30 protein-coding genes and 1 pseudogene are annotated in these 26,619 nt (G+C 53.9%); 25 read left to right on the top strand and 6 right to left on the bottom strand.

Annotated elements, in window-relative coordinates; genetic code table 11:
- Positions 1-490: 490 nt before the first annotated feature.
- The 4 genes from XYCOK13_RS19075 to XYCOK13_RS19060 all read right to left on the bottom strand — a co-directional run bounded on the left by XYCOK13_RS19075 (position 491) and on the right by XYCOK13_RS19060 (position 3,330).
- The gene (locus tag XYCOK13_RS19075) at positions 491-715 is read right to left on the bottom strand and encodes a DUF1128 domain-containing protein (RefSeq protein ID WP_213413836.1); all 225 of its coding nucleotides are present in this window, start codon (positions 713-715) and stop codon (positions 491-493) included.
- A 116-nt stretch (positions 716-831) separates the two neighbouring features.
- On the bottom strand, positions 832-2,370 hold the full coding sequence (locus XYCOK13_RS19070; RefSeq protein WP_213413835.1) for an NAD(P)H-hydrate dehydratase: 1,539 nt from the start codon (positions 2,368-2,370) through the stop codon (positions 832-834).
- A gap of 106 nt (positions 2,371-2,476) precedes the next feature.
- The gene (locus XYCOK13_RS19065; RefSeq protein WP_213413834.1) at positions 2,477-2,791 is read right to left on the bottom strand and encodes a dehydrogenase; all 315 of its coding nucleotides are present in this window, start codon (positions 2,789-2,791) and stop codon (positions 2,477-2,479) included.
- Between the two features lie 86 nt (positions 2,792-2,877).
- On the bottom strand, positions 2,878-3,330 hold the full coding sequence (locus XYCOK13_RS19060; protein ID WP_213413833.1) for a cupredoxin domain-containing protein: 453 nt from the start codon (positions 3,328-3,330) through the stop codon (positions 2,878-2,880).
- Positions 3,331-3,545: 215 nt separating this feature from the next.
- Here XYCOK13_RS19060 and uptA point away from each other — a divergent pair.
- From uptA to XYCOK13_RS18995, 15 genes and pseudogenes are all read left to right on the top strand, one after another.
- A pseudogene (gene uptA / locus XYCOK13_RS22065) lies at positions 3,546-4,124 on the top strand (undecaprenyl phosphate transporter UptA); the annotation flags it as partial.
- Complete coding sequence (locus tag XYCOK13_RS22060; protein ID WP_244865273.1) at positions 4,113-4,742, top strand: nuclease-related domain-containing protein; 630 nt, start codon at positions 4,113-4,115, stop codon at positions 4,740-4,742. The pseudogene uptA and the gene XYCOK13_RS22060, both read left to right, overlap by 12 nt.
- Before the next feature lie 92 nt (positions 4,743-4,834).
- Positions 4,835-5,401 (top strand): thioredoxin family protein, encoded by a 567-nt coding sequence (locus XYCOK13_RS22055; protein WP_244865271.1) that lies wholly within the window; start codon positions 4,835-4,837, stop codon positions 5,399-5,401.
- A complete protein-coding gene (locus XYCOK13_RS19050; protein WP_244865270.1) occupies positions 5,395-6,015 on the top strand; it encodes an MBL fold metallo-hydrolase in 621 nt (206 codons plus the stop codon). Before XYCOK13_RS22055 ends, XYCOK13_RS19050 begins: the two co-directional genes overlap by 7 nt.
- Before the next feature lie 57 nt (positions 6,016-6,072).
- Positions 6,073-7,071 (top strand): NAD(P)H-quinone oxidoreductase, encoded by a 999-nt coding sequence (locus tag XYCOK13_RS19045; RefSeq protein WP_213413830.1) that lies wholly within the window; start codon positions 6,073-6,075, stop codon positions 7,069-7,071.
- Positions 7,072-7,290: 219 nt separating this feature from the next.
- Positions 7,291-8,004, top strand: a complete 714-nt coding sequence (locus XYCOK13_RS19040) for an SAF domain-containing protein (protein ID WP_213413829.1) — start codon at positions 7,291-7,293, stop codon at positions 8,002-8,004.
- A complete protein-coding gene (locus XYCOK13_RS19035; RefSeq protein WP_213413828.1) occupies positions 8,001-8,816 on the top strand; it encodes a CpaE/TadZ family protein in 816 nt (271 codons plus the stop codon). The genes XYCOK13_RS19040 and XYCOK13_RS19035 overlap by 4 nt, the downstream gene beginning before the upstream one ends.
- Complete coding sequence (locus tag XYCOK13_RS19030; protein ID WP_244865269.1) at positions 8,758-10,212, top strand: ATPase, T2SS/T4P/T4SS family; 1,455 nt, start codon at positions 8,758-8,760, stop codon at positions 10,210-10,212. Before XYCOK13_RS19035 ends, XYCOK13_RS19030 begins: the two co-directional genes overlap by 59 nt.
- Positions 10,209-11,138: a type II secretion system F family protein gene (locus XYCOK13_RS19025; RefSeq protein WP_213413827.1), complete on the top strand. Its 930-nt coding sequence runs from the start codon at positions 10,209-10,211 to the stop codon at positions 11,136-11,138. The genes XYCOK13_RS19030 and XYCOK13_RS19025 overlap by 4 nt, the downstream gene beginning before the upstream one ends.
- Positions 11,139-11,154: 16 nt before the next feature.
- Positions 11,155-12,042 (top strand): hypothetical protein, encoded by an 888-nt coding sequence (locus tag XYCOK13_RS19020; RefSeq protein ID WP_213413826.1) that lies wholly within the window; start codon positions 11,155-11,157, stop codon positions 12,040-12,042.
- A 14-nt stretch (positions 12,043-12,056) separates the two neighbouring features.
- Positions 12,057-12,203, top strand: a complete 147-nt coding sequence (locus XYCOK13_RS19015) for a hypothetical protein (RefSeq protein ID WP_213413825.1) — start codon at positions 12,057-12,059, stop codon at positions 12,201-12,203.
- 9 nt (positions 12,204-12,212) lie between these two features.
- A complete protein-coding gene (locus XYCOK13_RS19010) occupies positions 12,213-12,359 on the top strand; it encodes a hypothetical protein (RefSeq protein WP_213413824.1) in 147 nt (48 codons plus the stop codon).
- A gap of 15 nt (positions 12,360-12,374) precedes the next feature.
- Positions 12,375-12,800: a hypothetical protein gene (locus XYCOK13_RS19005; RefSeq protein ID WP_213413823.1), complete on the top strand. Its 426-nt coding sequence runs from the start codon at positions 12,375-12,377 to the stop codon at positions 12,798-12,800.
- Positions 12,800-13,294, top strand: a complete 495-nt coding sequence (locus XYCOK13_RS19000) for a hypothetical protein (protein WP_213413822.1) — start codon at positions 12,800-12,802, stop codon at positions 13,292-13,294. The genes XYCOK13_RS19005 and XYCOK13_RS19000 overlap by 1 nt, the downstream gene beginning before the upstream one ends.
- 97 nt (positions 13,295-13,391) lie before the next feature.
- Positions 13,392-14,576 (top strand): M24 family metallopeptidase, encoded by a 1,185-nt coding sequence (locus XYCOK13_RS18995; RefSeq protein WP_213413821.1) that lies wholly within the window; start codon positions 13,392-13,394, stop codon positions 14,574-14,576.
- 56 nt (positions 14,577-14,632) lie between these two features.
- On the opposite strand, the gene XYCOK13_RS18990 is transcribed toward XYCOK13_RS18995, so the two are convergent.
- Positions 14,633-15,799: an AI-2E family transporter gene (locus XYCOK13_RS18990; protein ID WP_213413820.1), complete on the bottom strand. Its 1,167-nt coding sequence runs from the start codon at positions 15,797-15,799 to the stop codon at positions 14,633-14,635.
- Between the two features lie 202 nt (positions 15,800-16,001).
- On the opposite strand from XYCOK13_RS18990, the gene XYCOK13_RS18985 reads away from it, so the two are divergent.
- From XYCOK13_RS18985 to XYCOK13_RS18945, 9 genes are all read left to right on the top strand, one after another.
- Positions 16,002-16,379, top strand: coding sequence for an ATPase (locus XYCOK13_RS18985; RefSeq protein WP_213413819.1), 378 nt, complete (start codon positions 16,002-16,004; stop codon positions 16,377-16,379).
- A 246-nt stretch (positions 16,380-16,625) separates the two neighbouring features.
- Complete coding sequence (gatC, locus tag XYCOK13_RS18980) at positions 16,626-16,913, top strand: Asp-tRNA(Asn)/Glu-tRNA(Gln) amidotransferase subunit GatC (protein ID WP_213413818.1); 288 nt, start codon at positions 16,626-16,628, stop codon at positions 16,911-16,913.
- Positions 16,914-16,974: 61 nt separating this feature from the next.
- A complete protein-coding gene (gene gatA, locus XYCOK13_RS18975; RefSeq protein ID WP_213413817.1) occupies positions 16,975-18,432 on the top strand; it encodes an Asp-tRNA(Asn)/Glu-tRNA(Gln) amidotransferase subunit GatA in 1,458 nt (485 codons plus the stop codon).
- Between the two features lie 15 nt (positions 18,433-18,447).
- A complete protein-coding gene (gatB, locus tag XYCOK13_RS18970; protein ID WP_213413816.1) occupies positions 18,448-19,893 on the top strand; it encodes an Asp-tRNA(Asn)/Glu-tRNA(Gln) amidotransferase subunit GatB in 1,446 nt (481 codons plus the stop codon).
- 184 nt (positions 19,894-20,077) lie between these two features.
- Positions 20,078-20,524, top strand: coding sequence for a GNAT family N-acetyltransferase (locus XYCOK13_RS18965; RefSeq protein ID WP_244865272.1), 447 nt, complete (start codon positions 20,078-20,080; stop codon positions 20,522-20,524).
- A gap of 19 nt (positions 20,525-20,543) precedes the next feature.
- On the top strand, positions 20,544-21,248 hold the full coding sequence (locus tag XYCOK13_RS18960; RefSeq protein WP_213413814.1) for an MgtC/SapB family protein: 705 nt from the start codon (positions 20,544-20,546) through the stop codon (positions 21,246-21,248).
- Positions 21,249-21,294: 46 nt separating this feature from the next.
- Positions 21,295-22,437: a DUF4097 family beta strand repeat-containing protein gene (locus XYCOK13_RS18955; protein WP_213413813.1), complete on the top strand. Its 1,143-nt coding sequence runs from the start codon at positions 21,295-21,297 to the stop codon at positions 22,435-22,437.
- A gap of 124 nt (positions 22,438-22,561) precedes the next feature.
- Entirely contained in the window at positions 22,562-23,029 is a 468-nt protein-coding gene (locus tag XYCOK13_RS18950) for a Fur family transcriptional regulator (protein WP_213413812.1), read from the top strand.
- A gap of 123 nt (positions 23,030-23,152) precedes the next feature.
- Positions 23,153-24,925 carry a glycosyl hydrolase family 18 protein gene (locus XYCOK13_RS18945; RefSeq protein ID WP_213413811.1) on the top strand — a complete coding sequence of 591 codons (1,773 nt, stop codon included), beginning with the start codon at positions 23,153-23,155 and terminating at the stop codon, positions 24,923-24,925.
- Between the two features lie 58 nt (positions 24,926-24,983).
- Here XYCOK13_RS18945 and XYCOK13_RS18940 read toward each other — a convergent pair whose 3' ends face one another.
- Positions 24,984-25,352 (bottom strand): DUF2614 family zinc ribbon-containing protein, encoded by a 369-nt coding sequence (locus XYCOK13_RS18940; RefSeq protein ID WP_213413810.1) that lies wholly within the window; start codon positions 25,350-25,352, stop codon positions 24,984-24,986.
- Positions 25,353-25,473: 121 nt separating this feature from the next.
- Between XYCOK13_RS18940 and XYCOK13_RS18935 the strand changes: the two genes are divergently transcribed.
- Positions 25,474-26,340: a nucleotidyltransferase-like protein gene (locus tag XYCOK13_RS18935; protein ID WP_213413809.1), complete on the top strand. Its 867-nt coding sequence runs from the start codon at positions 25,474-25,476 to the stop codon at positions 26,338-26,340.
- The last annotated feature ends 279 nt before the right edge of the window (positions 26,341-26,619 follow it).

Raw genomic sequence — 26,619 nt, 5'->3', positions numbered from 1 at the left:
TTTGATGCAAGGCTAGTGAAAATGATGGTCTTATTCATTGGCGGAAGGCGGCTGGAAGGCTGTACAAGCATGTATAAGACCACTAAAATCCGCTATCGCCGGCATAATTTCTGATCACACCGAAATAAGACCGATCATTTCCTCTATTTTTTTATTGTACCGGTAGAGGCATGTCCTTTCTTAGGCGCACGCTTTGTCCTGGTCGCAGTCCAAATCGCCCTCAAGAATGTTCAAGCAGCCAATGCTCGAATACGAGAGTGAGCGGGGCAGCACTAGAGGCGGACAATGCTCGATATCGAGAGAGCCTGAGCAGCACTAGAGGCAGCCTGCGTTCGACCTCGGGATTGCTCAGGCTACACTTGCAGTTGCCAAGTTGGCCCAAGAATGCCAAGTTCGTCCACGAGATTCGTCCCTTCGAGGGAGCCGTACTCCCATCATCATGGCGCCCAGCCATCTCGCTCTAAACATCTGTTCACACAGGCAAGACCGTTTATTCGCGCTTTAGACGGCCAAGCTCATTGACGATGGCTTCCATTTCCGAAATGCTGTAGCTGTCTTTGGCATGAACCATGTCGTAGATATCTCGAATGTCCTCGTAATGATCTTCGTTGAAATGGGTAGGCTTGATGGCGGCTCCGGTCGCCATTTTTAATTTCTTCTTGATTTCCTCGACCATATACTGAACAGCTGCATCGGATTTTTGCGTAATATCCATAGGTCCTCCTTACAAGGGTTGCATTTTTTCAACCATTGTACCATGAATGAAACTTGCCCGCACAATTTCTTCGAGGCGCGATGGGCTGCGGCGGGGGAGCAAGCGCAAGGGGCCGATCAGAGGGCCTCGACGATGTCTCCGGCGAGAAGGGAGCGTTCGCTTTGCCGCGCATCCCGCACCTTGTCTCCCGCCGCTCCATGCTGCCATACGCCGATGACCGCCGCCGCCTCGGGTTCATAGCCTTGTGCCAAGAGTCCGCCTATCACGCCGGCCAGCACATCGCCGGAGCCGCCGGCAGCCATGCCCGGATTCCCGGTCGAATTGACCCATATGCGGCCGGTAGGGGAGGCCGTTACCGTATTGGCACCCTTCAGGACCAGTATGACGCCATGCTCTTGGGCGAAGCCGGAAGCAGCTGCGATTCGATTCTGTTGAACTTCGCGTGCGGTCATGCGGCTGAGGCGGGCCATCTCTCCAGGGTGCGGTGTCAGAATGGCCGGCTGGGAACGCTTCTTCCAGCCCGTGAAGTCCTCTGCCGCTGCCAGCATGTTCAGGGCATCCGCATCTAGCAGCAGCGGGACATCGGTATGTTCCCATACCTGCTTCAGCCACGCCTTGTCTCCCTCGAAGCGGCCTAGTCCCGGGCCGAGCACGAGCGCTTGCTTGCCGACCGTCAAGGCTGCCAGCGCTTCGGGCGCTACACTGCGCCATTCGCCGCTCCCTTGATCGGGAAGCCCTTGCAAAATCGCTTCCGCCGCAAGGCCGAACAAGCGCTCTGTCAGCTTCCCCGGGTGCGCCCATGTGACAAGACCGGTTCCTATGCGCAGCGCAGCACGGGTTGCCAGCAGCCCTGCGCCGCTGTAAGCAAGCGAACCGGCTGCCATCACCGCATGCCCGTATGTACCCTTGTGCGCATCTGCCTGTCTCGGCGCATGCGGATCACCCCATTCACGAGTGATTTCGGTTTTCGTCGCAAGCCGGGCACTGACTTGAAACCGCTCGGCTAGATGCAGCGGTATGCCAATCGGCTGTACCGTAATCTGGCCGCAGAGAGCCGCGCCTGGCTGCTGCACCTGACCGCGCTTCAGAAATGCGAGAGCCACAGTTGAGGATGCCCGGATGCACGGCTCCGCGGCCAGCCCGGTATCCGCATCCAATCCGCTCGGCAGATCCAGCGCCACGATTGGCAGCCCGCTTGCATTCGCCTCGCGAATCAGGCTGGCAAGCGGCTCGCGCGGCGCCCCTTTGAAACCTGTGCCCAGGAGCGCGTCGACCACACCGGCGAACCGGCTCCAGTCCATGGCGCCAGGCTCGTACACCCCGGCGGGAATCGGCCAATGCCGAATGATATCCCTCTGGCGGGCCGGCTCACCGTGCAGTGTGTCCGGCGGGAAGGCGTAGAGCAGGCTGACGGCTGCCCCATGCTCATGAAGATGCCGGGCAGCGACAAGGCCATCGGCGCCGTTATGTCCTTTGCCGACAAGCACCAGCCAAGGCTTCCGCTGTTCGGAGTCCGCAAGAGTGTTGCAGATGCGCAGCACCTCCTCTGCGGTTGCCCGGCCGGCATTTTCCATCAATACCGCTGCGGGGATGCCGATGGTGTCTATCGTATAACGGTCGATTTGCCTCATTTGCTCGGCTGTTACCAGATACATGAACCGCAATCCTCCCTTATCCATGCAATCAGAATACATGTTGTCCACTTCATATTGCCATGGCGGGAGGCAGGGTGGCAAGCTTGGCGGAACCCGCGCAAACGCCTCAACCGCCGAACGCTTGCCGGAAGGCGCGGGAGAGCTTGGCTGCATCAACGTCCCACAGCTCGGCAATGTCCGCGTTGACGTGCTGATCCCACCAGTCAGACAGCTTCTTCCGGTTGTTCCCGGTTTCTGCGATCCAGAGAAGATCGGCTACCACGCGTTGGACATATAGCTGCTCAGCTTGTTTCAGCTTGTCTTCGGGTATCCATACTTGCAGCCGTTTCACCGTGCGGTACAGCTCCTTCTTGCAGGAACGGCGAATATCCCGAAGCTTGGGCAAAGGTTTCTCATGTTGGCCTTGAGGCTGCGGTCGCATACCTTACCGACTCCTTTATCTGCGAGATGGGGGTTTGCCCCAATGTATGCGCAGATGCAGGCGGCGGGAACGGCTGCTGTCCCGGTTTATTGCACAACGATATAGGCGATCATCGGCCCGTTATGGTTGGCGTCCGGATGAGCGAGACAAATTAGTCGATACGTGCCCGTTTTATCAAATTTCAGATCAATGACCGTTTCCTGCCCTTGCTTGACTTCGCCTTTGATCGATGTGCCTTCAATGTAGAAGGGATGGCTCTTGCCGTTGACACCGAGAATCGACAGCTTCACATGCTCCCCTTGGTTAACAACGATAGTTCCGGGGTCCCAGCGATACGCCTCGATTTCCTTGTCCTCTGCCACCTCCGCTTCAAATTCGCCTGTCACCATATGGATGACGCGTGGCTGATCCGGTGCTGCATCTGCAGGGACAACCTTGTCTGCCTGGCTGTTGCTTGTCAGGATCACGGCGGCAACGAGCAGGACGACAGCCAAGCCAAAAAGCAGCCCTCTTCGGTTAATAATCCAAACTTTTGGCATTTCCTCACTTCCCCTTTGCAAAAAATGATTCCGTTAGGCAGCACGGTCAGTACACTGTTCTTCCTGGCATCAGCATATGCGCATGCTTGTCAAGGCATGACTGCGACGTCTGCTTGACGGCATGGGACTGGCTGGCATCATTTGCCGTGTGATAGAATAAAGTAGGTGAAGAGAACCTGTGCGCATCAGGGAATGCAAAAGAAGGATGGGGAAGCATGGACATGTTGACGGAATGGATCGATGCCGTGTTTCGCTGGCTGCAGGAATTGGGTTATATCGGCATTATGCTCGGCTTGATGGTTGAGGTGATCCCGAGCGAAATTGTATTGTCCTATGCCGGCTATCTGGTGCACGAAGGTACAATCACCTTTTGGGGAGCTGTGCTGTTCGGTACGATTGGCGGCGTGATAGCCCAGCTGTTTATTTATTGGGCAGGACGTTATGGCGGCAGGCCTTTCTTGGAGAAATACGGGAAGTATGTGCTGATCCGCCGACATCATCTGGACATGGCGGATAGATGGTTTGAACGGTATGGAACAGGCATGATTTTCACCGCCCGCTTTGTGCCGGTGGTGCGTCACGCGATATCGATCCCCGCGGGTATGGCGCGCATGCCGCTTTTCAAGTTCACCCTCTTGACGACCTTAGCGGTGATTCCTTGGTCGATCCTGTTTATCGCCTTCGGGATGAAATTGGGGGAGAATTGGGAGCGTATCGATGAAATGGCGGAGCCGTTCGTGCTGCCTTTTATTATTTTCTCGGTGCTGCTGACAGTGCTTTATATGATCGTAAAACGGCGGCGCGGCCGCGCACATGCTCGTTCACATCGGCGGCATACGGGAACCCAGCAGAAGAAGCGGGACTCCAGAGGCAGGCGGCATTCCGGGCAGGCAAGCGACTCGCCGGGAAGCTCCAACGATTTCGGCGCAGAAGGAGAGCGGCTGGCTGCACATCAATTGAAATATATCGGCGCTGAATACACGGTTTTGCACAACCGTGTTGTTCAGGGAGGCGGAGGCCGTCAGCAAATGGATCATATAGTTGTCGGGCCTAACGGTGTTTTTCATATCGAAACGAAGCATTGGTCGGGGGACATTCGTTTCACGGCACATGGTGTGGAAAGAAGTCGGCACGCCTATGAGAAGGACCCGACTGCCCAGCTTTATCGCCATGAATATGTGCTGAAGGAACTGCTTCGCGCAGGAGGCATGCCGTCCAAGGTGACCGGCGTGCTATGCTTTACGCACCCGCAGTGTCAACTGGAGGGGAAGAGTCCGGCCTTTTTGACAGTCAAGCTGGATCGGCTGGTGCACGAGATCCGCAGCCGACATGCACGAGAGCGCTTGAACCGCGAGCAAATTGCCGCCATTGTCCGGTTAATTCGCCAACACAGTGAGCCAGGGCATACATAATCGGGAACAGGAAGCTTTGCTGTGTGGTGCGCAATACAACGATGAAACAATAGATGAAGGATCAATCAAAAAACGATTTGGAGGAACGAACGATGAGCAAAAATTTGGCCCATAAGCTGAACAAGGGGATCAGCCCGCAAGCGTTTATGGAAGGCATGGAAAAAAACAAAGAGGCGTTTCAATCCTGGTACGACCAGTTTGCTTGGGAATCGGAAGAAGACAAGGAGTTTTTCGAGTCGTTGTCATTCCGGGACGACCTGCGGTGCCTGATTTTGGCGGCTGATTGGTGCGGCGACGTCGTGCGCAATGTACCGGTCGTCTTCCGCGCGCTGGAAGCTGCGCAAATGCCGGTAGAAGTATTGATTATGGAGCAGCATCTGGAGACTATGGACGAATTTCTGACCATGGGCGGCCGTTCGATACCGATCGTACTCTTTGCTGATACGGGCGGCGTTGTACTGGGCCAATGGGGACCGCGTCCGAAGCATGTCCAAGAGGTTATGATTGCTTTCAAGCAAGAGAATCCAGACAGGGAGGCGCCGGACTACCAAGAGAACATCGCGGCGGCCCGGCAAGAGATGGTTCGTCGGTACGGAGAGGATGCCGCTTACCAGCAAGTGATCATTCGAGAGTTGAAGGATGTGCTTGCCGGGTGTTGAGCATCGAGACATTTACGCTGGGGCCGTTGGCCACAAACGCATATTTGCTGACGAATGAAGAGGGGCGCGGCATCATTATCGATCCGGGTGTGGAGCCAGCCGCCTTGCTGAAGCGCATTGAAAAAGTGGACATCGAAGCGATCGTGCTGACCCATGCCCATTTCGACCATATTGGCGGCGTGGAGGCAGTGCGCAAGCAGAAGCAATGTCCCGTATACGTTCATGCGGCGGAAGCGGACTGGCTGACCGATCCGAAGCGGAATGGTTCCTTGCTGTGGCCGGAGATCGGCGGGCCGATACAATGTGCGCCTGCCGAATTTGAGCTGCATCACGGCCAACAGTTGAATTTGCTTGGGACGAGCTTTGCCGTGTACCATACGCCGGGGCATTCCCCGGGCAGTGTCAGCTTGCTTCACGAAGACAAGCTGTTCTCCGGGGATGTTCTGTTCATGATGTCCGTGGGGCGGACCGATTTGCCGGGAGGCAGCACCAAAGAGCTGTACAGCTCCATCCATGACATCTTATTCAAGCTGGACGAGAAGACAGAAGTATTTCCGGGCCATGGTCCGGCGACGACAATCGGTTACGAGCGGGAGCACAATCCATACGTTTGACAACTTGCAGCATCCAAAATACTGTGCCGGATTCGGCAAGGAAGGGAGTGCGGTTGCATGAGAGCGGTGCTGGTCAAGGAAAAAGGCGGGCCAGAGCAGCTTTACTTGGGGGAGACGCTTACGCCGCAGCCATCGCCGGGCGAACTGCTCGTGCGTGTCAAAGCGACGGCCTTGAACCGGGCCGATTTGCTGCAGCGTCGCGGACTGTATCCACCGCCCCAAGGAGCTTCGCCCATACTTGGTCTGGAAATGGCCGGCGAGGTGGTGGAGACAGGGGAGCATGCGAGCAAATGGCAGGTCGGGGACCGTGTATGCGCGCTGCTGCCGGGCGGCGGCTATGCAGAGTATGTGACGATTCCGGAGGGAATGGCAATGCCAATCCCGCCAGCATTCAGCTATGAAGAAGCAGCTGCCATTCCTGAAGTATGGTTGACCGCCTATTTGAATTTGTACTGGCTGGGCGGACTTGGCAGGGGATGTCGGGTGCTCGTCCATGCAGGTGCGAGCGGTGTCGGCACAGCCGCAATTCAGCTCATACGCGAGGCGGGCGGATTGTGCTGGGTGACAGCAGGCAGTGAGCGGAAGCTGGAGCGCTGCAGGGAACTCGGGGCAGAGGATGGCTGGAATTACCGCAACGGCTCCTTTGCACCCTGGCTGGCCGAGCAAGTGCCCGAGGGCGTCCATATCGTCATGGATTTCATCGGTGCTTCTTACTTGCAGGACAATCTGGAGGCGCTGGCCGTTGATGGGCGTCTCATCCTCATCGGCACGATGGGGGGCGGCATTTATGAAGGTCCTCTGAATTTGGGGCATATGCTGATGAAACGGCTGCAGGTGCTTGGCACAAACTTGAGGATGCGCGATACAGCGGAAAAAATAAGGCTCTCTCAGGAGTTCAGCGATTATGCCATGCCTCTTTTTGAGAAGGGTACGCTGAAGCCAGTCATCGATCGCGTCTATGATTGGCGGGAGGCGGCCGAAGCCCATCGGTACATGGAGCGCAATGAAAATATCGGAAAAATCATTTTGCAGGTGGACAAGCCGAACGAATTGTGATAGGATCAGAATACAACTAAATTAGCGAATATTTCCTTTTGCGAAGAACGCAAAACAATCGGGAACGTCCCGGATGTTTTGCGTTTTTTTTATTGTCTTCGATTCAGATCGAACGCAACGGTTCTGTCGCGACAGAACTGTTCGGGAATGGGAATGAAGCCAATTGCGGCATTAGGAAATATACGCATAAGCAAGTTGCATGATGGAGGAGGTGAGCGTTTGAACCGAAGGACTTCCTTGCTTCTGTCGCTGCTATCCGCCTGCGCGGCAGCAGTGATGGTCTATGGATTGTATGTATGGCAGCTCAGGGAGCTGGAGCTTCAGCAACAAGTAACAGTAGTGGCGCCGTCGCGGTTTTTGGATGCAGGCGAGCAGCTGACGGAGGACGCCATGACAACAGTACCGATGACGGCGTCGAATGTGCAGGACGATATGGTCACGAATGCGGAGGAAGTATTGGGACTGACGGCCTTAATTCCGTTAGGCGCAGGGGAACCGTTGCGGACTTGGAAGCTGGGAGAGGTCCGCTTGCTGCCGACAACGGAAGAATCGGTCTTCCAGATTCCCGAGGATTACGTGTTGTCCGTATCGAATGACATTCGCGCAGGCGACAAGGTCAGCCTCTACTTGTCCGGCACTGAGCATCCCCGCAAACTCCTGACAAGGGATGTCGTGGTCGCTTCTGTGAAGACAGCCGCGAATCGGGAAGTCACGGAAGAATTGCCTGTCGAGCAGAGGCTGGGCGGCAATGGAGAGCGGCTGTATGGCCGCAGACAGCAAGCGAGCGGCACGATTGCCCACATCAATGTGCTGTTGCGGGAGCAGGAATGGGAGGCGATCGACCGGGCATGCGGAGAGCAGGGAGGAAAGCTGGTCATAGCATTGGCGGATGCGTTTGACCTGTATCCGGGAAAGGAGCCGATGGCTAAATGAATCCAATCATCGCGTTTTGCGGGACTACACCGAATATTGGCACGACGCTGGTATCTTTTGCTGCCGCATGGCAGGCAGCGGAGAGAAGCGATTTGAACATCGCTTATTTATGCCTGAATTTGAAAAGCTCCAAGCTGCATCGGTATCTGAAACGTGATCATGCCGAGCAGACACTGGACCATCTCACCCCTTCATTGAAGGCCAGAACGCTTTCATCGGAAGGATTGCGTGCGTTCGGGTGCCGCATGTCGCAGTTGCCGAAGCTGTGGTTCCTGTTTGGCAATCGCGAACGGGAGCAGGCCGAATTCTATGCACCGGAGGATATACAGCTGCTGCTTGAACTGGCTGCCTCCTATTTCGACCTGACATTTGTCGAGGTTAATGCCTATTGGGACAATGCGGCAACCGTATGTGCCCTGAAGCAGGCACATCATCGCTATATGGTTACGACGCCGAATTTGACGCATTTCCAGGAGGATCTTGGACGGTGGCAAGGAAAGCTGGCGTCATGGCTGGAGCTGACCGATGATCAGTTCCAGCTCATTGTGACACAATGCCCTCAGAAGGGGGAGGCGTATTCCATCAGCAAGATAGAGAAGGAGACTGGGTTAGCTGTCGCCGGACATGTCCCATGGCTGCCGGATGTCGACGAAAGGCTCAATGCCGGAGAACTGGCTGGGATGGCAAGCGGATGCCGCCCATTGCGCAAGGCGGTGGAGCCTCTCGCATTGCAAATTTTAAGGAGAAATGGTTATGAACCGGAAGCACCCGCACAAGCAGGCTGGCTCAGACGGCTTTTGCCTTCCTCCTGACGGCATGGACAATGGCCGGAAGTTTTCGCTGTTTGCCTACACGGGCGGCCCTCGGCGGAAGCAGAGAGACTCGGAGGAGATTGCCGTTGTCGGCCGAGAGAGCTCGAGCGCGTTCGAGCGGCTCGTTCAGGAGATAAGGGAAGAGCTGGCTGCCGGACGCGGCATGACGAAGCAGGATGCGGCGCGCTATCAGGAGATGTTGAACCGTGCTGTTCTCGGATTTGAAGAGGATCGTCATTCCATGATGGCGTTGATTCAAGATTTGCTCAGCCGCAGGGAAACCGCGGGCATAACAGTGCCGCATGCCTCCTACGCGAAGCTCTCTGAGGCGGTATTCGCCCAAGTCGTCGGCCTGGACGTGCTGGAGGCGATCCTGAAGCATCGCGAGGGGCTGGAGGAAATTCAGGTCATCGGGTGCGACATTTACGAAGTGCGGAATGGACAGGTAATGCTTGCAGCCGAGCGATTTCGCACAGTGTCGGATGTAGAGCGGATTCAGCAAAATCTGGTCTTGTACAACCATGATACGTTAAATGTCCGCAAACGATGGGCAGAGGTGAGGTTGACGGATGGCTCCCGCGTGACCATGACAGGCTTCGGCTTCACACGGGAACCGACGATTACGATTCGATTTTTTCGCCGTCACGAACAGGGGCTCGATTGGCTGTGCGCAGCAGAAACGGCAACGATGAATCACGCTGTGAAGATACTACTGCAAAGTTTCGTCCGATGCGCATTCAACCTGGTTATTATCGGAGCTACCAACTCAGGCAAGACGACTCTTCTGAAGGCGCTGGCCGCTGTTCTGCCCGATGAAGAAAGAATCGTAACCATCGAGGGCCGCTACGAACTGATGCTGAGGCGAGATTATCCGGAGAAGAACATCGTGGAATACGAGGTTGACGAGGATGATCCGAAGCATTCCTCCAACCAAGCCTTTAAGCTGGCGCTGCGCCAGTCCCCGAAGCGTATCATTCATGCGGAAATTCGGGACGATGACGCCAATCTGTATGTGAGGGCTTGTACGAGGGGACATGAAGGCAGCATGACCACCCTTCATGCGAATCAGCTGGAAGATGTGCCGGATGCCATTACAGACATGTGCATGCTTGATCGCAGAGGCATGGAGCCGGGGCGGCTGCGCTACCGCATTGCAGAATGGGTAACGCAAGTCGGGATCGAATTGGCGGAGATCGGGGGCAAACGGCGTATTGTCCGCGTTGCCGAATATGTATGTGCGGACGGGGAGATCACGGTGCGGGATCTCGTTCGTTTCGACCCGACGACAGGCGACTGGGTACAGACAGGCACGCTCTCCCCCAGGGCGCAAGGCCGCATACGCCGGCATTGCCCTGCGGACGCAGCCCTGCTTGTGGAAGCGGGGTGGATGGCATGATACGCAGCCTAGTATTGGTCGGGGGAATTCTCTTCTTATTCCTGGCCTGCTTTTTTGCCATTCGGTTATTGGCCGGCTGGTATTGGGGGAGGCTTGTGCTCCGGCGTCGCTTGGAAAAACGGAAAGGCCCGGCAGGCCGATTCGCCGCTGTCAGGCGGGAGTCTAAGCTGTTGCGAGACTATGAGCTCCAGCTCCAGGCTATGGGTGCTGTCTTCACCGTTCGTGCCTTGGCGGCAGCATGCGCCATGCTTGCCCTGATCGGCATCGTGATTGGAGGCGTCTTGTTTTACAGCTTGCAGGGAATGCTGGTGACGGCTGTGCTGCTTTCCTGCAGCCCTCTTCTTTATTACCAGTCGAAACTGATTGCGTTTCGCATGCGGACCAGGCTGGCGTTCCTGCCTGCTGTTGAAGTCATATACCAGTACTACGTGCTTTCGCCTTCCGGCAATATGCGGGCCGTGTTGGCAGAAGCGGCGGCGGAACAGCACTTGCCGCCCGAACTAGCCGCTGCATTCGAAATGCTGGAACGCCGATTGTCGCTGGGTTCGGACCCGGATGAAGCGCTTCAAGCTTTCCAATCCGTACTGGGCCACTTATGGGCGCGCTCATTCGCGGGAATCGTTCGTATTTCCCTTCTGGAAGGCGTACCTGTGGAAGAGGGACTCAAGGAGCTGATCGGGGACATGCGCCGGGCGCAGCAGGCAGACCGGAGAGAGCGCAATCGGCTGCTGGAGATTCGGGTCGCCAACTTCGCGCCAGTTTTTTTTCTCGCTGTGTTCTTGTTCATTAATTTCAAGGTAGATGCTGAGAAGGCATATCTGTATTATTTGCTTGATCCGGAGGGACGGAGCATGCTTCTCGACGCATGCGCACTGATATTCCTCTCTTTTCTGGGAGGTCTGTACTTATCCATGAAACGTATGTAGGGAAGGGGGACTTCGCTTGATTGCAGGCTGGGAAGCTCAGCTATTATACGCAGGGGCATGGCTCGCCTTGTCCGCATTTTTATTTGGCGTGTTGGCGTTGGCAGCTTACAAGCCAGGACGCATGCGCAAGCTGGTCTGGAACAGGCAGGAGCGGGGCCGCATCCGTCGATTTTTTCTTGCATGGCAAGAACGGCTGGCAGGAGGCAGGCCGGGAATGGAGGCCAAAGGCCGCTTGCTCAGGCAGGGCGGCGTGAGGCTGTCAGTCCGCTGGTATTTGGTTGTGAAGCATGTGACAGCAGCGGGCGCGCTCGCAACTGCGGCCGGAATAGCGGTCATAGACAGCTTCGTCCAACCGGTTCCGGGAATGTGGATGGGCTGTGCCCTCTGTGCCATGCTTATTGGTCTGGCGCTAGCGGACCAGTATTTGCTGCAACTGGCTGTTGCAAGGCGCCAGCGGCAAATCACATCAGAAATCTATATGATCTGCCGACAACTGCTCTATTATAGGGATTCCCGCATGAACTTGCACAGCAAGCTTATGCGCTGCCAAGGATTTATGCGTGTGCTGAGCGGGCCGTTCCGGCGCATGCTGAATGCCTGGTATGAGCATCCTGAACATGCGCTGCAAGCGTTCAAGGAGGAAGTCGGCATAGCCGAGGCACACAGCTTCGTGGAAACCTTGAATACGATGCGCATGGGCGAGAGCGAGAAATATTATCGGCTGCTGCAGGAAAGGGCGGAAGATTATAAAGACAAGCTGGAAATGGCAAAGGAAGGGATGAAGGAAACCAGATCATACGTGTTGTTTGTACTGGCCGGGATTCCGATACTGAATACGTTTTGGGTATTTCTGTATCCCTGGGTAAGGGAAGGAGAAGAATTGTTCTACCACTTAAATTATTGATGGGGTGAAGAGGAATGAGAAATTTGCTTATGACTGCCTTGATGCTGATGGTTGTGGTGCTCATGTTTATTCAAGTTGTTTCGGGAAGCGGCGGGCTGCGCGATCAGATCGAGGCCAAAGGCTCTGACGCGATCGCCCAGATTTCTAATGTGACACCCTGAGGAGCACCTATGCGGACACTCTTAATCACACTTTTGCTGCTGACGGCCGTTATGCTGATATATTCCGCCACAATTGGCGGGGCAGATGGTGCGCTGCACCAATTGAACCAGTCCAATGAGAAGGTGAAGCAGCGTATCCAATCGTTGAATCCTTAAGGGACGGAGGGACGTATGAAACAGCTTTTGGTCTTTGTTTTGACTGCCGGGCTGCTCTGCTGGATGATGTTCTCGGCGGCATACAAGCATGTAGCCATAGCCAGGCAGGCGCTGCTGCAAAAAGAAGTGGATTACTTGCTGGAGATAGGCGCGAACGGCAGCCACGGATACATCCATGACGCCATGATAGCGCAGTCGAAAAGCAGGCTGGAGGAAAGGGGATTCGATACTAGCAGGCTCACCTATGAGGTAACCACTACCAGCGGTTTGCCGGGACACTTGCGTGATCAGCCGGTTCCCCGCGGGACGGGGCTTCTGCTTACGATACGCTATCCTTATGGTGATTTGTTTGCCATTGATCGATTGATCGGTATGACGCCGCCCGATCCCGAACTCCAGATGGCCGCAACCGGGATCAAGATGAGCGAGTATGTGCCGTAATGGATAAGCTGATCCTAGTTGTGCTTCTTCTGGCTGTGACGGTTGTGCTGCAAGCTGCCCAGTTGGAAGAAGAAGCCGCTTATCAGACGTTTTTTCGCGCCAAACATGCATTGAATCGCGCTGCTGTCGCTGCAGCCCAGCAGTTGGACCCGGCAGCGCTTGCGGAAGGCCGCATCGCCATCGATCCGCAGCAAGCAAGGGGGACAGCAGAATGGTATTTGCAGCACAACCTGGGGCTCGACAGCGATCATCTGCCGCGGTCTGGCGGTTTTCTGCAGCATCGGGTCGAATGGGTGCGATTGGAGGTCATCAATGAAGGGCCATTTCCGTACCGCTATAGCGATCCTTCCATCAATTATGAGGTAGTCTTGGAGAAGCCGGGCGTCGTCGCGGTCATCAGGCTGCGCTATCCTGGTATTTTTCTCTGGTACGATGGATTGGAATGGGACATCAAGGCTACCGGAGAGTGGTTCGGCGAACCCGCTCTGTACTAGAAGCGATAGAAGGCTTTGACGCCGTTTTCCTGCCTGCCGAGATTTGATACACTATGGGTATCATGCAGTCCATTGTTCAGGAAAGGAATCGATCCGTATGACATCATTTGCTCAAAGATTGGCAGCGCTGCAAAAAGCGTTGCGGGAACGGCAATGGCAAGGCTATTTGGTCACGCAAAATGTGGACTTGTACTATTTTACTGGGTCGATGCAGAATGGCTATTTGTTCGTACCGGCTGAGGGGAAGGCGGTATTCTATGTGAAGCGGAGTGTGGAAAGGGCCAAGCAAGAGGCTGCCTGCGATGTGCGGCCGCTCGGTTCCTTTCGGGAATTCAGCCAGAGCTTGAAGGAGAAGCACCCCGATGCGTTTCGCGGCGTCGGCATTCGGTTCGCCACGGAATTTGACGTGCTGCCGACACAGCTTTATCTTCGCTTGCAGCAGATGTTCCCTCATGTGGAATGGGTGGATGGGTCGCGGCTTGTGCGGGAACTGCGCATGATCAAATCGCCGGAGGAGATCGAACGCATCCGCTATGCGGCTGAAGTAACCGACCGTGCCTTCCAGCGGGGCTTGTCTGTGCTGCGCGAGGGGATGAGCGAGCTGGAGCTGGTTCTTGAAATCGAGCGGCAGCTTCGAATAGAAGGCCATGCGGGCATAATGCGAATGCGCGGTTACAATCAGGAGATCATCACCGGGATGGTCGCCTCGGGAGCTTCCGCAGCAATCCCCACCTATTTCGATGGTCCGGCTGGGGGACTGGGGCTTCATGCTTCGGTGCCGCAAGGGGCAAGCCGGGAAGTCATTGAACGCGGGGAGCCAATCCTGATTGATATAGGCTGCTGCATAGACGGGTACGTCATTGACCAGACACGTACAGCGGTGATCGGACAACTGGCGGGCAAGCATCTGGAGCAGGCTTATGCGCTGTCCGAACAAATCTTGCAGCAAACCGAGCATAGTCTGAAGCCCGGCACAAGCTGTGAAGGATTGTACCAAGATGCGCTCGCAACAGCAGAGCAAGCCAACCTAGGCAAGCATTTCATGGGTTATGGGGCGGATCAGGTAAAGTTTCTGGGGCATGGAATAGGGCTGGAAATCGACGAGCTTCCTGTGCTGGCTCGGGGATTTGCTTACCCGCTTCAGCCAGGCATGGTCATCGCCATTGAGCCGAAATTTTCGTTTCCGGGCGAAGGAGTAGTTGGTGTGGAGGATACCTATGCGATAACATCCGGCGGTTTCGAGCGGCTTACGCTAACAGAACGGAAGCTGTTTGAAGTGTAGAGGGGGCTCTGGCTCAGGCCCCCTCCGCCTTATAGGCAGCAGTGGACGGTTCAAGATTATGCCCGGTCGTCTGCTTGACGCCCGCTCTGCTCCTCAACCGCGGCCGTTTCGGCAGCTATGCCGGCGCTACCATTGTCCTTATCATCTTGCTCGAATTCTTCCTCCGGCAGATGAATCCACCTTTTGAGGTACCCTTGATCGTACAGCGCCTTCAAGAGAATAATCAGCACCGGCGAAAGAATCAAACCGGCGACGCCGAACAGCGAGAGCGAGACAACCATGAACGCCAAAGTCGTAAAGGCCGAAACGCCGAGCGAGTCCCCGGTAAACTTCGGTTCCAGAATCTGCCGCATCAGCAGGACGATGATCAGCACCACTGTAAGCACGATGGCGAACTGGATTTGTCCGACAATGAACAGATAAATAATCCATGGGATGAAAAAGGTAGAAATACCCAGCAGGGGAAGAATATCGAATACGGCCGCCATTAATGAAATAGCGAACGCATTATTGACGCGCAGCACCAGCAGGGCAGTCAGGATGACGACGAACGTGATGCTGACCAGCTTTAGCTGAGCCTTGACGTAGCTTAGAATGCCGAGCAGTACGTTTTCTTTCAGGAAATAAAAAGCTTTTTTGAAGGTGCTCGGTGTTTTTTTGGCTGCTAGGTTCTTCCAGAATTCTATCTCTACACTAAGGAAATAAGCGAGAATGATCGCGATAAAGAATTTGAACAAGAAGGAAGAGAAGGATGAAAGGGTGCCAAGCAGCATCGTCAGCGCCCACTGGATGAATCCCGAAACCCTCTGCGTAATGGTCGATGCGTATTCTTTGACCTGGTCAATTACCTCAGGAGGCAAGTTGTCTTCCAGGTACACCGTTCCATTGACAATTTCCTTCTGCAGCTGCGCCGCATAGTGGGGTACTTTTTCCGCCAGGTTCGAAACCTGATTGAAAAAAATAGCGCCCGCTCCCAGCAATGCGCCGAGGATGAGCGTGACAAACAGCAAGATGGAAATGGCAGACGCGATTGACTTCTTCAGACCGCGCCGATTCAAAAATTTGGCCAGCGGTTCAATGATCAGGAATACAAAAAAAGACAGAACAATAGGAGCGGCGATGCGGTAGAACAGGCTCCAAAGCCACAAGATCAGCAGCACGGTCAGGACGATCAGTCCGATGTCAAATGCAGTGCGGGAATATCTCTTATAAAAGCTAAGCATAGTTACCTCCCTACTTGTCCTTACAGGTTCCTTTCTGTCATTATAAGCGACGCACGGAGAAAAGAAAATCAAACTAGCGCTTCATCTGGCAAGCGCACGGTAGTTTTCTCCAAACAGCGGGATGTTGGACATTGCTCTTTTTTTTTAGTAACATAATAGGCAAATTGAAACATCATGGGTTTGATAGAGGGGAGGAACGTCCATGTTTCGATTGGGAAAACGAGTCATCATCGTAGCAGATACCTTCGAGCAGAAACTTCCCGTAGGTGAATACGGCTACATCATTGCATACGACCGCAATAACGATAACGCTTTCGACTATGTGGTGCGCATTCCCAAGTTGAATCGCAACGTCTATGTTCCGGCCTCGGATCTTGAACTGGAAGAGGTCCTGCAGAAGCAGGAGGCAGAGCGGGTAGAGCGTGAGGCGCTTATTGATTTTGCGCTGGCTACTCGTAACGAGGCTTTGTTCCGTTATATTATGACCGGTGAGTCCGAGGACAAGGAAGAAGCGAAGAGCGAAGAGGTTCAGAGCAGGGAAGAATTTATACGTCAAGTGAACTTGAAAGCCTGGATCTAAGAGGCAGTTGCCCAGGAGAGGCATCATAGAATGAGAGCTATCCCAACATTCTTGACTGAATGCGGATAGCTTTTTATTTTGGTTCATGTGACGGCGTCAACAACGGGATCTGACTGTGTCAGCTGGAACGGAGGAAGGGCAGCAGGACGCACCAGCCGAGGTCTGTCCAGTTTGAGGTAAATTCCATTCTGCGCTATAATCATAGGATGAAGTTTGGGCTAGCGTCCGACAGGAGGGAACAGGGAAATGAGCATATCCATTCAAGATGTCGAGCATGTGGCCAAGCTGGCCAGGCTGGACCTGACAGAAGAGGAAAAGCAGACGTACATGCAGCAATTGAACGCTATTTTGCAATATGCGGAGAAGCTGAATGAGCTGGACACGGAACAAGTCGAGCCGACCAGCCATGTCATGGAGCTTGTCAACGTGATGCGGGAAGACGAGAGCCGTCCGTCCTGGCCGATCGAGCAGGTGATGAAGAACGCGCCGGACGAAGAGGAAGGGCAGTTCAAAGTCCCTGCTGTGCTGGAATAAGAGCGGAACCGTGAAGCTACACGGGTGAGAGGAATAATAGGAATGAAGGAGGACGTTTCCTTTGTCGTTGTTCGATATGAAACTACAGGATATACATGCCAAGCTGGCGGACAAGCAGCTGAAGGTATCCGAGCTTGTTGACGAGGCATTTGCGCGAATCGGTCAGGTGGATACGCAGATCGGGGCGTTTCTGACCTTGGCGGAGGAGCAAGCCCGCGCTGAAGCGGAATCGCTGGACGAGCAGCTGGCGGCAGGCGGGGAACGAGGCCTGCTGTTCGGCTTGCCGATGGGGATTAAGGACAATATTGTAACGGAAGGCTTGCGCACGACTTGCGCAAGCAAATTTTTGGACAATTACCAGCCGATCTATCATGCAACCGTAATGGAAAAGCTGAAGGCAGCGCAAGCGGTGACAATCGGCAAATTGAATATGGACGAGTTCGCGATGGGCGGATCCAATGAAAATTCCGCTTATCATCCGGTGCGCAATCCATGGAGCACCGACCACGTTCCGGGTGGATCTAGCGGCGGTTCAGCGGCTGCTGTAGCTGCGGGTGAGGTGTACTTTGCGCTTGGGTCGGATACAGGCGGCTCCATACGCCAGCCTGCCGCCTACTGCGGCGTAGTCGGGTTGAAGCCTACATACGGCTTGATTTCGCGATTCGGCTTGGTGGCCTTCGCCTCCTCCCTGGATCAGATCGGCCCGCTAACCAAGAATGTCGAAGACACGGCCTATGTGCTGCAGGCGATTGCCGGTCATGACGAGAAGGATTCCACCTCCGCCCGTGTCGATATTCCCGACTATGTCAGCAGCTTGAACGGCGATGTCAAGGGCTTGCGCCTGGCTGTCCCGAAAGAATACATGGGAGAGGGCATTCAGCCCGGGGTCAGAGATGCGGTGAAGGCTGCGATTGCGAGGCTGGAAAGCATGGGGGCGACCGTTGAGGAAGTGTCCATGCCGCATACGGATTACGCGATCGCAACCTACTATTTGCTTGCTTCTTCGGAGGCCTCCTCCAATTTGGCGCGATTCGACGGTGTGCGCTATGGCGTTCGCTCGGACAAGGCGGACAGCCTGCTGGAGGTGTATCACCGTTCGCGCAGCGAAGGCTTTGGCTCAGAGGTGAAGCGCCGCATCATGCTGGGGACATATGCGCTTAGCTCCGGTTACTATGATGCGTATTACCTCAAGGCACAGAAGGTTCGGACATTGATCAAGCAGGATTTCGACAAGGTGTTTGAGCAGTACGATGCCATATTGTCTCCTACTGCGCCGACAACGGCATTCAAAATCGGGGAGCAGGTAAGCGATCCGCTCACGATGTACATGAACGATGCGTGCACGATTCCAGTCAGCCTGGCAGGCGTGCCCGCGATTAGCGTGCCGTGCGGACTGGCTGACGGCTTGCCTGTCGGCCTGCAAATTATCGGCAAGCACTTTGATGAGACGATGGTGCTGCGCATTGCGCACGCCTACGAACAAGCGGGAGACTGGGCGGACCGCCGCCCTGCACTGTAGGAAGGAGGATGAGCAATGTCCTTGACGGGAACGAAATATGAAACAGTCATCGGGCTGGAGGTCCACGTAGAGCTTCATACGAAATCGAAAATATTTTGCGGCTGCTCCACCTCGTTCGGCGCACCGCCAAATACGCATACGTGTCCGGTATGTCTCGGCCATCCGGGCGTGCTGCCTGTACTGAACAGACAAGCTGTCGATTATGCGATGAAGGCAGCCATGGCATTGAACTGCCGAATTGCAGACGTCAGCAAATTCGACCGCAAAAATTACTTTTACCCGGACTCGCCGAAAGCGTATCAGATCTCGCAGTTTGACCAACCGATCGGAGAGAACGGATGGATCGATATTGAGGTAGACGGACAGACGAAGAGAATCGGGATTACCCGCTTGCATCTGGAGGAAGATGCCGGCAAGCTGACGCATGTTGACGGAGGGTTCGCATCCCTTGTCGATTTCAATCGTGTCGGTACACCGCTCATTGAGATCGTCTCGGAGCCCGATCTTCGCTCGCCGGAAGAGGCGAGAGCGTATCTGGAAAAACTGAGAGCGATCATGCTGTATTGCGAGGTTTCCGACGTGAAGATGGAGGAAGGCTCGCTGCGCTGCGACGCGAACATCAGTCTGCGTCCTTACGGGCAGGAAAAGTTCGGAACGCGTACGGAGCTGAAAAATATGAACTCCTTCCGCGGCGTTCAGCGCGGCTTGGAATATGAGCAATGGCGGCAAGCCGAGGTATTGGATGAGGGAGGAGCAGTCGTTCAGGAAACTCGTCGCTGGGACGATGCGCAGGGCAAGACGATATCTATGCGCGGCAAGGAAGAGTCTCACGACTATCGCTATTTCCCGGATCCGGATTTGGTTCGCCTGCATATTGACGATGCGTGGAAGGAACGTGTCCGCGCTACGATTCCCGAGCTGCCGGATGCGCGAAAGCAGCGTTATACGGAGCAGTTCGGCATTCCAGCCTACGATGCGGGCGTGATTACGGCTTCCAAGAAATTGGCTGATTTCTTTGAAGAAAGCCTGAATTTTACGAAAGACGCCAAAGCCGTAGCCAATTGGATCATGGGCGATCTGCTCGGCCACTTGAACGCGAACAACCTGGAATTCGACGATGTGAAGATAACTGGACAAGGCTTGGGCGAAATGATTGGCCTCATTGAGAAGGGCACGATCAGCTCCAAAATTGCCAAGACCGTCTTCAAGGAAATGCTGGAGAGCGGCAAAAGACCGCAGGCGATTGTAGAGGAAAAGGGGCTCGTGCAAATTAGTGACGAAGGGGCCATTCTGGAAATCGTCAAACAGGTCATTGCACGCAATCCGAAGCCGGTGGAGGATTTTCGTTCGGGCAACGACAAGGCTGTCGGCTTCCTGGTTGGTCAAGTAATGAAAGAGACGAAGGGGAAAGCCAATCCCGGCTTGGTCAACAAGCTTCTGCAGGATGAGCTGCGTTCCTGACATACGAAACGGTGCTGCAATCAGCAGCCGGCGCATAGCCAAGCACGGTGCGTCGGCTGCTGTTGCTATATGCTTGGACTTTCAGGAAAAATAAATTATTGGGGGACGATTAGGGATTTGCGCCATTGGCGGTTGGCAAGCAGTCTGATTTCCGCAAGGGAAAGGGGAGCTGATTTTGATTCAGGTGCTGGATCTGCAGGACGATGGAACGGTAGAATTTCTATGGTATTTGCAGCATACTTCTTATAAAATTGAAGCAACTCTCATAGGTTTTACGGAGATCCCTCCATTGACGGATACGTTCGATAGCATTCGAAACAGCGGAGAAACCTTCCTGGGCCATGTAAGGGAGGGGGAGATTGTGTCGGCGTTGTCGTACGCGAGGGACAAGGATGCTGTAATGATCAATCGGCTGATGGTGCACCCCAACTACTTTCGGCAAGGATTGGCGAGTGAACTGCTGCAAGGGCTGTTTCGGATGGAGGAAGCTCGGGAATATCGCGTATTTGCGGGCAGCCGCAATTTGCCGGCGATCCGGTTGTATGAGAAACACGGCTTTCAAGCCGTGAGGGAGGAGGAAGCTTCTCCGGGGGTACCCTTGACAGAGCTCCGGCGCATGGCGGTGAAGTAATCAACGGGGAGGGCTGAGCATGAGTGGACCTTGGGTATTGGAGCCTTTGCATATTTTGTTGCGTTTGGCGCTGGCGGTAGTCCTGGGAGGCATTATAGGCATCGAGCGGGAGAGGACCAACCATGCAGCCGGATTCCGCACTCACATCCTGGTCTGTCTTGGCGCTGCGTTGATTATGCTTCTGTCTGCATATGGCTTTGCCGACTTTGCGGAGGAAGAGGGGGTCAACATGGACCCGGCAAGATTGGCGGCTCAGGTAATCAGCGGCATCGGCTTTCTTGGCGCTGGAGTCATCATGCGCAATGGCGTCTCCATAACCGGCTTGACCACGGCAGCTTCCTTGTGGGTGGTAGCTGCGATAGGGCTGGCTGTAGGAGCAGGCTATTATATAGGGGCATCTGTTACGACATTTTTGGTGCTGTTTAGTCTGTTGATCTTGAACAAGGCGGAGAAACGGTGGTTTGCCGCACAGAGAAAGTACACCTTAAAGCTGCACGCTGCTGAGAGCTTCCGGGGGATGGCCGCATTGAGCGAGCATCTGGAGCAAAAAGGCGTCGATATTATCAGCATGAAAGCAAGCCACAGCGCCGACAAGGAGAACGAAGAACAGCGTGCACAGATGCAGTACACCATTATGTTGAAAATTACTGCTGCCAACGTATTGCCCGCATTGATAGATCGGGTAAGCAAGCTGCCCGGCGTGCTGGAGGTGCAAATCGATTGAAGCGGGATCGGGGCAGGTGGAGACGAAGCAAAAAGGACGGGGAAACATGAGGGCGGGGAGAATAACCGGAGCACTATTGATCATCTATACAGGTATAGCTTTGCTATTGGACCTCAGTCAGGGCACTTCGCTCTTGCTCCTCTTGGTGAGATGGTGGCCGGCTGCGCTAGTGCTGCTTGGTGTAGAGTATCTCATCCTGACGGTCGCCAGCATCGCACGTAAGCAAAAATTGAATTTGGACTGGGGTTCTGTGGTTTTTGCCTTGATCGTGATCGGTGTAGTCATAGGAGTGTTTCATGGCAAGTCGCTTATGGACGAGCATGATATTTCTATAGGGGACATTCCTTTTTCAGATGAGTCCGGCGAGGCTTTCGAGCTTCCGACGCAGGTTGCGCGCTTGGATAGAGCCAGACAAACCATATCCGTCACGAACCACAACGGCGATATCCTGATCGTTGCTTCCGATATACAGGAAATTGCCGTGGATGCAACAGTCATCGTATCCAAGGTTGGGCGCGAGGAAGCGGAGCGGGTTGCGGAAGGGGTAGAGATTGCGATAGACGAAGGCGACGTGCTGGCGGTTCAGGTCAAGAGCGGCACTTACAAAGCTTTCGGTGTGGCCATTCGCCCCAAGGTGAACCTGCAAGTTACGGTGCCGGCTTCTATGGCCCAAGAACTGCAAGCTGTAACGGCAAATGGCAAAATCACAGTGAGCGATCTGCATAGCGAGGGCGGATTGTCCATGCAAAGTACGAACGGCTCGCTGACAGCGGAGCGCATTACCGGTGAAGTGAGTGCGACAGTTACCAATGGCGCGGTGAAGCTGATGAACATTGAAGGCGCTGTCCATGCAATGTCCACGAACGGGCAAGTCGTGATCGAGGAAGTGGCTGGGGCTGTCCAGGCTTCTTCGACTAATGGACGCGTAGACATTCGCAGCAGCACTGTCGGAGGAGACTGGAAAGCTTCAACTACGTTGGGCGCTCTCTCGGTTTCCCTGCCGGAGGATGGCGATTTCGTGCTGTTCGGGAAGGTGGGGGCAGTGGGGAGCATGACGAATGAACTGGGTTTGGAGTTGGACAATCGCGAGATTCACGGCAGCTTTGGCTCCGGTCGCTATCGGGTTGAACTTGAAACAAGCGTCGGCTCTCTGTCGATTCATAAACAAACGCAATCTGCAATCCCCTAAGTTTGCCACAACTGAGAAATCTGTGAATCGAATTGACAAATTGATTTGAACGCTCGTAAAATAAGAATAAGTATAACGAGAAGCACGGATAGCTGATGCAGACGAACGCAAGCATGCACTGGCAATGACTATATACGGCAGGAAGGGTGGGAGAACCGTGCATGACAAATTGGAATCGGCTTTGGATAAATTGAAAACAACAGGTGTACGCATGACTCCGCAAAGGCATGCCATTCTTGCTTATCTGCTTGAATCCCCCACTCATCCGAGTGTGGACGAAATTTATCGTGCATTGGAGAAGAAATTTCCGAGCATGAGTGTGGCCACCATTTATAACAACCTGAAGCTGTTCCTTGAAGCTGGATTAGTCAGGGAGTTGACTTACGGTGACGGCGCCAGCCGGTTTGATGCGGATATGTCCAGCCACTACCACGCCATTTGCGATATATGCGGGACGATCGAAGATTTCGATTGCGATCCGCTGACCGAGGTGGAATCGCTGGCAGCGAGCGAGACAGGCTTTCAGGTCAGTCGTCACCGGATGGAGGTTTACGGCATTTGTCCCGCGTGCGCAAATGCAACGAAGCATTAGGCGAGAGCTGCGTACAACTGCAACCTTTGCCGCTTGACAAGCGTATGTGTTTTGGGAGTGAAGATCCTGAAATATGTACGCTTTTTTATTCGCTGCCATACCAGACAAAGGATGTGACGGTTCATGGATTTTGGCCCGACGCCGGGTAGAAGCAGGAAAGTTCGGAGAGGACAGGGGAGAAGGCTGCGTTGGATGATGCTTCCTCTTCTATTGCTTATGGCAGGTGCTGCAGTGGTGATGTATGTGTATTGGGAGTCCACGCAGCCGAATCAAAGCCGGGTAGAGCCGGGTTTCGGGGATATGGAGAGGCCTGTTTTCCTGAACGGTGTGATGATGGACAAGCAGGCAAGCGGGTCCGGGGCAGGGCTGCTGCTCCCGCTCGAAGTATTGAAGCAGATCAATGGCGACGCATTCCTTGCGGAAGAGGACGACGTGCTCATTGTAACGACCAAGGCGTCCGTCGTTCATTTTCAGACAGATCAATTAACTGCGTTAATGAACGATGAGCCGGTTACATTGGAATTTGCCATGCAGCGACTGGACGAAGAGCTTTATGTGCCTGCGCAGCCGCTGCAGGATATATTGGATTACTCGCTGGAACAGTTTCAGCCGTCCGGCGCAGTCTCGATTTGGACACCGGGCCAGGCCATCCGGAAAGCGGCAGTGGCAGATAAGCCGAATGCGCCGGAATGGCGAGCGGCTGTTCGAACAGAACCGACCATCAAAGCTCCAATAATGGCAGAGCTTTCGCAGGGCGAGCCCATCGTGATCCTGGATGAGGCGGAACTGGGATGGTACCACATTCAGCTGCAGGACGGTTATGTCGGACATATCGACAAACGGGAGGTGCGGCTAATCGACGCAGCAATCGTCGCCTCTGTTGCGCCGATTAAGGAGGCCGTTCCTTGGAAGCCGCTTGGAGGCAGAATTAATCTGACCTGGGAAGCGGTATATAACAATAATAATCCGAATACGGATCAGATTGGAGAAATGCCGGGTCTCAATGTAGTCAGTCCGACTTGGTTTCATCTGTTGAAGCGCGGCGACGGGAGTTTTTATGTGCAGAATTGGGCGGATCCTTCTTATGTAGAGTGGGCCCACCAGCGCGGCTATCAAGTATGGGCTTTGTTCGACAACAGCTTTGATCCGGATTTGACGAAGGAAGCGCTGGCAACTTTCGAGAGCCGGCGGTCCATCATTCGCGAGCTGCTGACCTATGCCAATTTGTACAATCTGCAGGGCATTAATATCGATTTTGAAAATGTGTACTTGGAGGACGGGGAGAAGCTTACACAATTTATGCGCGAACTTACCCCTTTGTTTCACGAGCAAGGTCTTGTCGTATCGATAGATGTAACGATTCGCGGCGGCAGCGACATGTGGTCGAACTTTTACAATCGCGAGGAATTGGGCAAGCTCGTTGATTACATGATGGTGATGACATACGATGAGCACTGGGCGTCATCGCCAGTTGCCGGTTCCGTTGCGTCTTTGCCTTGGGTGGAAAAAGGGATTTCCGATATTATTCAATACGATCATGTTCCGCCTGAAAAATTATTGCTCGGTGTACCGTATTATACCCGCATTTGGACGGAATATGTGGAGGACGGTCAGCGGAAGGTTTCCTCTCGAGCGCTTGGCATGACAGCGACCCAAAACTGGATCGAGGAAAATGGGGTTGAGCTCGAATTCGATGAACGAACGGGCCAATGGTACGGCGAGAAGAAGGACGGCGCAACCACGTATAAGGTATGGGTGGAAAATGCCGATTCCATGCGGGCAAGAGCGGATTTGGTGAAAAAATACGATCTGGCTGGCATTGCATCCTGGCGGAGAGGATTTGAAACGCCGGATATATGGGAGGCGATTCAAGAGCGGCTGGACAAAAAACCGTAGAGCGAACACAGAAGAAAGGAGTCCTTGCGGACTCCTTTCTTTTGTAAGTGAACGAGAATTACGTGCGTTCCGGCGAGCCAGCCTCTTTGGCATCAGGAAGTTCTGTTGCCTGCTCGGGATCTAGCGTCAGTATCGTTTTGCAGAACATGCAGCGGTCCGTCTTGCCGAGCATCTTGGTTTGCTTGCCGCACTCTGGGCATTGCAAAACAACGGAACTGGTTGAAAGCACGCCCGCCCAAAAATAGATAGCCATACTGCCCAATACGCTGATCATGCCGATAACCATGAATATGAAGAGAACGATTTTCCCATTATCCCCCCAAATAAGCACAGCCGCTGTACCCAGAATCATGACACCGAGCCCAAGTAATGTCAGCACCAGACCCCACAATCGGAATTCGTTCAGTTTGCTGGATTTGAAGCGCATAGTTTACCCTTCCCTTTCAGTTGTTTGTCGTTGCATCAAAATCTATGGCAGGAAAACGAAACAAACATGTAGAATAACTAAAATAGCACAGGAACTAAAACATGAGTTGGAGACGAAAAGAATGGACGCAATCAGGTCATACTTTACCGGACATTATACCCGCCACCCCGCTGTTGTGTCGGCTGTTATGGTGAATCCCGGCGAAAGCAACAATCAATGGATAGATGGCTTTGATATTTTGATGCTCGTCATTACCGAATTGAAACAGCCAACAAACCATACCTCTCATTATAGTAAAGACAACTACCGCATACAAGAAAGATGGATACATAAGGATGGGTTGGAAAGTTGGGTGTTGAACGGGGAAAATCGGAATATTATTCAATGGATCCTGCAAGGAGAGTTGATCGTGGATCAAAACGGCTATTTGGGGAGCATGCGGCAAGCCCTCAGCAGCTTTCCAATGGAATTAAGGGAGAAAAAGATGTTGATTGAGTTCACCCACTTTCTCCGTCGTTATATGCAAAGCAAGGAGTACCTGGCCAACGGCGAGGTGTTTGATGCCTACAGCAATATTTTGGAGGCTCTTCATCATTGGGCGCGAATCGTGATTATCCAGAATGGCGCCCATCCTGAAGTGACGGTTTGGAATCAGGTCCATCAAATCAATCCAGGCGTATACAAGCTGTATGAGGAGCTATTGTTCAGTGCCGAAACATTGGAGCAGCGTGTAAAATTGGTGCAGCTTGCGGCGGAGTTTTCGGTTTTGACGAAAATGAGGGAGTGCTGCGCATTCCTGCTTCGCGTCATATCGTCGCGTCAAGAGCCATGGAGCGCCTCTGAATTGAAAGAGCATGTGGAGCTGGGCGAGCTGCATATTGATCTGAGTCTCGTCTTGAGAAAACTGACGAAACGATCGGTGATCAAAGAGGTCATGGAGTCCACAGACGGGGATCTGTCGATCATGGAGGTCAAGTACACGCTGTGACTTCGTTCGAATGAAACACGACTCTCATCGGTCGTGTTTTTTTGTTTGGATCTTCCTATCAGGAAATCTTGACATGATGATTATACCTGTGGTACATTATTTCTCGCCGCTTCAAATGGGAGCGCGGGAGTCAGCGGCTTTTGGGCTGCGGCTTGCCATGTTGCCACAGTGTTAAGCGGTACAAATTAATTAGCTTTCTTGTTTAAGGAAGAAGAACTTGGAAGAAAAAAGTACTTGCATTTCTGATTGCTAACGTGTTATATTAATAAAGTCGCCGCT

Source organism: Xylanibacillus composti, from assembly GCF_018403685.1.
Taxonomy (GTDB): domain Bacteria; phylum Bacillota; class Bacilli; order Paenibacillales; family K13; genus Xylanibacillus; species Xylanibacillus composti.
The sequence above is the reverse complement of the archived record's forward strand: the minus strand, read 5'-3'. Positions and strand labels throughout refer to the sequence as shown.